Raw genomic sequence first — 5,506 nt, 5'->3', positions numbered from 1 at the left:
GGTGGACTCGGTGGCGGCGGCTCAGGCGTGGGCGGCGGCGGACTCGGTGGCGGCGGCTCAGGCGTGGGCGGCGGCGGACTCGGTGGCGGCGGCTCAGGCGTAGGCGGCGGCGGACTCGGTGGAGGCGGACTGGCCAAACAAATATTATCGCCAGACATTGTATAGCCCGGAGGACAAGTTTGATGATTATCCGATAAGCAATAAGTACCATCCAAAGACAAATGAGAACCAGCCGGGCACGTCAACGGGCCGGGCGCAGGCGTTGGCGTTGGCGTTGGCTCAGGTATAGGCGTAGGCGAAGGCGGACTCGGTGGTTCACTTGGCGGTGGTGGCGAACCAGGCGGCGGAGCGCTAGGCGGTTCGCTTGGCGGTGGCGGTGAACCGGGCGGCGGAGCGCTAGGCGGCTCACTTGGCGGTGGCGGTGAACCGGGCGGCGGAGCGCTAGGCGGCTCACTTGGCGGTGGCGGTGAACCGGGCGGAGGAGCGCTAGGCGGCTCACTTGGCGGTGGCGGTGAAACAGGCGGAGGAGCGCTAGGCGGCTCGCTTGGCGGTGGCGCACTAGGTGGCTCGCTCGGAGGTGGCGGACTTGGCGGAGGAGGTTCACTAGGGGGCGGCGGGGGCTCAGGCGGCATAGCCGGACAAGAGCTTATATCGCCAAAAACACCAAATGTCTTAGAACCATCGGGGCAATCAACAACCCGACAATCATTATGAGCATAGTAATAACTATCAGATAAACACTGACCTTGAGTTTGAGCTTCTTTTTTATAGGTACAAGTATGACTACCGCCGGCAGAATCAATAAAAAAACCAATATTTTCGTAACACGTAACCAGATTTGTTTTGCAGGTATTGGAAGCCGCATCATACACTTCCGGCTCAATACATTCAGGTTTGGACACACAAGCAGATGTAACCGGATCATTCACCTGATTAGGCTCACAAATTGGTTTTATACAGGTGTTTGTTGAATTCTCATAAGTTTCAGCAGATTTACATTGAGGCGGTATTTGGCAAACACCAGAATGCAGATTACGCACCTGACCTGTTGGACAAGCCGTATTAACCACGCATTTTGTATAAGTAGCATCAACAGTACCACCATTAGGACAACTAAAACCAATCGGATAAGGACCATCATTTGTCAACGGACCAGTACCATTCAGATAATAAGTACAAGTAAATGAAGTAGCCGTTTCGGATGCAGGCCCCGGCACATAGCCAGGGCCACGACGATTTTCCCAGTTCTGGCAAGCGGCATCAGCAGTACTAAAATGTATACCATTATCCAAATAAAATTTGGTTACATCATAAGTGTCTGACGCATAAGCAGATAAAGGATAAAAAGCCAATAAACCCGTAAGAATACCCGCTTTCAGCGGCGTAGGATGAAAATCAGAAAGCGTAATAAAAACGGCGGTTGAACGAGCTTTTGCGCTAAACGGATAAGACATTGGGACTATTCCAACTATTTAAAAATGCGCTGATAGCGCCGGTCAACTAACAGCGCACTTTGTTAATATTTGCCGCTCATGTAGCCATTGACAAAGCAAAAAGCCAGCATTGAGGCCATGACGACGGAAAATATCATTTCCTGATCCAAGATACGGCTAAGCCAACACCTAACATGATTGCAGCAATGGCGATAACGCCCGGTGCAACAAGGTTCATCAATGCTTCGCCTTTTGCAATAGCGGCAGTGATAGCCGCCTCAGCATCGGCATGAGCAGCACCGACACCAGCGACAGATAAAGCAGCGACAGACGCACCATAACGTAAGATTCTGTTTTTCTTTTTCATAACAAATTTCCTATTAAAAATATGTGTTTTTCCGAAACACCACGGTTTTTATCCAGCTTTTCGCAAGCCGGAAATGACTCGGCCCAAGACATGACCGCTAACAAAAGCGATCATGAAAGAGCCGAAAACGAGCTCGAACATGGTTGAATCAAAGGCGAAATACTGAGAAAAAAGGTCATTAAGTCCAGCAATCGACGTGTACTCATTGGACGAGATAAGCACGTAAGAACACCCCGAAAAAGGCGTAGCGAGGTCTAAAGACAACACACCATCAGGAGCAACAGCAACGCACACAGACATGGTTCAAACCTTATAAAAACCAGGACCAACAAGAGCATGGCCTTTGTTGGTTTCATCAACCGGACTAAAACGAGCCGGTTTTTGGTTCTTATGCCGAGCGTGATAACGGCGAGCTTTACGCGCTATGCGTTTTATCTCTTTTGAAATGGACATTAGTTAATTCCTCACTGCATTCAGCAGGTTGAGAGATGCAGTAATCTATACCTGCACCTTCCCCAACCAGATAAACATACCGATACAGAAAATAAGATAAAAAAACCGACATAAGCACTGTTAAGAAAAACAGTAATACTACGGCAGAGAACTGAACCGATAAGTTCATAATTCCTATCCAGGCTGCTTATTGACCTGTACCGGAGAGACATTGACTACAGTCTCAACAAAGTTGCCTTTACCGATAGCCCGAGCTTCGGTTTCAACTTCAAGGGGGATAATGGCGTTAAATTCGATTTTCTTAAGCTTTTCTACCAGCGAAGGGTCGCCACGCATATCAATACCAGCGGCACCCCGTTGAGTGTCTTTTTGTTCCATTTTTGCAACGCAATAAAGCGTTACATAATCGTAAGAGTTCCCGTTAAAATCACCTTTGGAGTGTTTCCACCCCATGACATTCATTCTCATAAAATCAACTCCGTTAAACTGTGTTTCGGTTGTAAATAACTGCAATGCAGGTAATCGGTTTCTTCATATTCAGCAAAAGTATCAAAGTTGAGCTTTTGCGGGATTTCTTCTTTACCTTCGGTTAAGCGACGTATGGCTTCGTCAGCGCCCAGAATTTGAACTTGCGTCCAAATATGCTTGCCAAATTGGTGACGCGTCACTTCAATAGATCGCTCGAAGGTACTTTGTACGGTTTTCTTGGCGGTTTTAATCACATCTTGAACTTTGTGCATATTGGCTAAAGCTGGATAAGCGCCGGCAAGGTATTGGCCGGGACGCAGCAAAACGTCATAAGGAATTTCTCTGTCTTGATTCTTGAGTTCGAGCTCAACACGAACCCAGTTAGGAAATTTCTCATGAAAGCCATTAGCCAGTTGGAGACCTTTTTCGTAGATACGTAACAGCTTGCCGGATTTACGGGAACCGATATAGAGAGTACGGCCTTTGCCGTTGGGATTTACCCAATTTCCGGCCTGCTCAACTTCGGGAGGTCGGCCACGGGATTTAAAGAGGTCGGCCTTGTACATGGCCAGATAATCATCTAACGACACACGTGAGTTGAAGTTATCGTTAGCCAGGTCTACGCGAGTTATCCGCGCCTTGGGAATCGATTCAAGAAAGTTGAAAAGACGTTTTTCCCAGCCCTGTTTGGCGGACAACAGCCCCTGCCCTTTCAGCGTGATTGAAACTGTTTCATTTTGCCCGCCAATGCAGACAAAACCCCAACCGTTTTGACCCAAATCGTAGGATTTCTCGTAAAAATTGAGCCCGGATTCGCGCTGACGAACTACCCCATAACCAAAAATATCATAGAGCTGAGCGGATAAAGCAACGACATAATCATGATCGGAAAAAACCGCCTGCCCATTATGCAAAGCAATGGGATGCGCTGATCGAGCAAAGGTAAAAGTCACCCAATCAACAAAACTATGACGAGCAGATCGCGATTTATCAGGCTTAGGAATCAGGACAAGGTTATATTTACCTTTGCCGCCTACAGACGTGATACGAAACGATTCAAGGGCCGCTACCGATGGCAGCAGGTCCTCGAACTTTCCCCCCCTGTTAGTATAGGGGGGGCTATCGCCTCGCCGCTTATCGCTCGGTCTCTCGCTCTTCACGGCGTGGCGATACACCACCGGGAATATTGACAAGTTACGACGCATATCTTCCAGCTGTCTAGCGGCCTTTTGCTCTTGCGTCAGTTTCTTAAGCGGCTTTATTTTATGGCGCAAATGCTCCGGCAACTGCATGAATTTGACGGAAAATTCTTCGTCAAATGCCAAAGCGTTAATATTAGAGGTACACTCAAACATGAGACCCCCCAATATTTTTGTGTTGCTGTTCTTGTTGAGCAATAGCCATTGGCGTATCAACATGAGGATTCCAAAAAAGGACTTTGAGCACTTCTTCGTAATAATCAAAGTACATGTCAAAGTCCATCACAGTTGCACTCGCTTGGTAAACAGTGGCAGCAAAGGCCGTAAAATCAGAGGGTTTGGCGTTTGGAATTGGCATCGATAAAACCTCAAAAAGGCTGGCAGTGGTCGCAACGACAGGAATCATCTTGCCTATGGTCGTCAGGCATGACGTATTCAGGTTCCGAGCCGGAGCCGTGGCAATTATCACAAGGGGATATATCAAGGTAATCAATGCCTTGACCGTTGCAGGCATGGCAAATCATTGTTTACAACCCTGATAAACTGAAGAATGATCAGAAAAATAAAAATCATGTACTTCAGGAATTGTTTCAAGGACCATATAAAAAACAAAAATGGCAGAAAGAAATAGCAATAAATCATCCATTAGTGCCACCCTGCCCTACTACAATTAATACTTCTGTATCAAAACCACCAGATAAAAGCGCCTCAATCAATTCAATTGAATCAGCAATACACTGAGCATCACAATCAACAGATTTCTTGTTAGGCAAATACTTCATTGAACGACGAAGCGAAAAAAGAATCTGGTCTAAGTCGGACGGAGAAACCAAAATATGATTCTGTAATAAGGATACGGTGCCATCCTGCTCCACTACATCAGGCGACTGAGCAGGATGGCGGCAAGCGTCGCCTGATTCCGTGAGAAATTTAAGCTTGTTGTTCACGTTAATGAGATAACAAGCGTCCATGATTGTTAGCTGATTCAATGATGCAACATGTAAGCAACGCGCTAATGCATCTTGCTCAGCTGATGAAAGTGTCAACGTGATGTTTTCACGCAAGATAGGTGTTTGTGCGGATTGTCGGTTCATAGGCTTGCCTCTATGGTTATAACAAGTAAGTTAGATGCTTAACTTACGGTATGTTGCAAGACTAACTAACAAGTAAGATAGTTGTCAAACTAATTCTTCATTGGAGAGAGAAAAAATGAAAACACTAAATGAGTTCTTAGAAATAGTTAAAGAAAAAAAAGGCTTTGAAAAGGACGTAGAACTAGCAAATTACCTAGGAATAACAAAGGCTTCACTATCAATCATGAAAAAAGGAGGAGGAGCCAGCCAAGAAACAGCCGAAAAAATCGCAAAAGGCGCAAACGTGGCACTAGAAGAAGTATGGCTTGCAAGCCTAATCCAAAAGGAACAAAACCCACGTTTTAAAAACGTACTGGAGAACATATCAAAGCGAGCAGGAATAGCAGCTAGTATTACACTTGGAACCGCCCTAATACTAGCAAATTCAAGCGACGGAAAGGATTTAGACGCAACTCATTCAACTGCCAAATATGTATATTATGTTAAATTAAT

The 5,506-nt window shown here is 46.2% G+C and carries 8 protein-coding genes; 1 reads left to right on the top strand and 7 read right to left on the bottom strand.

Features of this window, described 5'->3' with window-relative positions; genetic code table 11:
* Positions 1–1,587 precede the first annotated feature (1,587 nt).
* From EKO24_RS06535 to EKO24_RS06510, 7 genes are all read right to left on the bottom strand, one after another.
* Positions 1,588–1,800: a hypothetical protein gene (locus tag EKO24_RS06535; RefSeq protein WP_127027403.1), complete on the bottom strand. Its 213-nt coding sequence runs from the start codon at positions 1,798–1,800 to the stop codon at positions 1,588–1,590.
* Between the two features lie 48 nt (positions 1,801–1,848).
* On the bottom strand, positions 1,849–2,100 hold the full coding sequence (locus EKO24_RS22810) for a hypothetical protein (RefSeq protein WP_143733191.1): 252 nt from the start codon (positions 2,098–2,100) through the stop codon (positions 1,849–1,851).
* A 3-nt stretch (positions 2,101–2,103) separates the two neighbouring features.
* On the bottom strand, positions 2,104–2,253 hold the full coding sequence (locus EKO24_RS22340) for a hypothetical protein (RefSeq protein WP_154671582.1): 150 nt from the start codon (positions 2,251–2,253) through the stop codon (positions 2,104–2,106).
* 174 nt (positions 2,254–2,427) lie between these two features.
* Positions 2,428–2,721, bottom strand: coding sequence for a hypothetical protein (locus EKO24_RS06525; RefSeq protein WP_127027404.1), 294 nt, complete (start codon positions 2,719–2,721; stop codon positions 2,428–2,430).
* The gene (locus EKO24_RS06520; RefSeq protein WP_206667221.1) at positions 2,718–4,046 is read right to left on the bottom strand and encodes a replication initiation factor domain-containing protein; all 1,329 of its coding nucleotides are present in this window, start codon (positions 4,044–4,046) and stop codon (positions 2,718–2,720) included. Before EKO24_RS06520 ends, EKO24_RS06525 begins: the two co-directional genes overlap by 4 nt.
* Before the next feature lie 22 nt (positions 4,047–4,068).
* A complete protein-coding gene (locus EKO24_RS06515; protein WP_127027406.1) occupies positions 4,069–4,434 on the bottom strand; it encodes a hypothetical protein in 366 nt (121 codons plus the stop codon).
* Between the two features lie 124 nt (positions 4,435–4,558).
* Positions 4,559–5,014, bottom strand: a complete 456-nt coding sequence (locus EKO24_RS06510; protein WP_127027407.1) for a hypothetical protein — start codon at positions 5,012–5,014, stop codon at positions 4,559–4,561.
* Between the two features lie 115 nt (positions 5,015–5,129).
* Here EKO24_RS06510 and EKO24_RS06505 point away from each other — a divergent pair.
* The coding region (locus tag EKO24_RS06505) for a helix-turn-helix domain-containing protein (RefSeq protein WP_143733190.1) at positions 5,130–5,506 on the top strand (377 nt) is incomplete at its 3' end.

The sequence above is a fragment of the Candidatus Methylobacter oryzae genome, assembly GCF_003994235.2.
GTDB classification, from domain to species: domain Bacteria; phylum Pseudomonadota; class Gammaproteobacteria; order Methylococcales; family Methylomonadaceae; genus Methylobacter_A; species Methylobacter_A oryzae.
The sequence above is the reverse complement of the archived record's forward strand: the minus strand, read 5'-3'. Positions and strand labels throughout refer to the sequence as shown.

Excerpts from the sequence above, each read along its gene's own strand:
- EKO24_RS06535 (WP_127027403.1), bottom strand. The coding sequence starts at position 1,800 with ATGAAAAAGAAAAACAGAATCTTACGTTATGGTGCGTCTGTCGCTGCT.
- EKO24_RS22810 (WP_143733191.1), bottom strand. The coding sequence starts at position 2,100 with ATGTCTGTGTGCGTTGCTGTTGCTCCTGATGGTGTGTTGTCTTTAGAC.
- EKO24_RS22340 (WP_154671582.1), bottom strand. The coding sequence starts at position 2,253 with ATGTCCATTTCAAAAGAGATAAAACGCATAGCGCGTAAAGCTCGCCGT.
- EKO24_RS06525 (WP_127027404.1), bottom strand. The coding sequence starts at position 2,721 with ATGAGAATGAATGTCATGGGGTGGAAACACTCCAAAGGTGATTTTAAC.
- EKO24_RS06515 (WP_127027406.1), bottom strand. The coding sequence starts at position 4,434 with ATGCCTGCAACGGTCAAGGCATTGATTACCTTGATATATCCCCTTGTG.
- EKO24_RS06510 (WP_127027407.1), bottom strand. The coding sequence starts at position 5,014 with ATGAACCGACAATCCGCACAAACACCTATCTTGCGTGAAAACATCACG.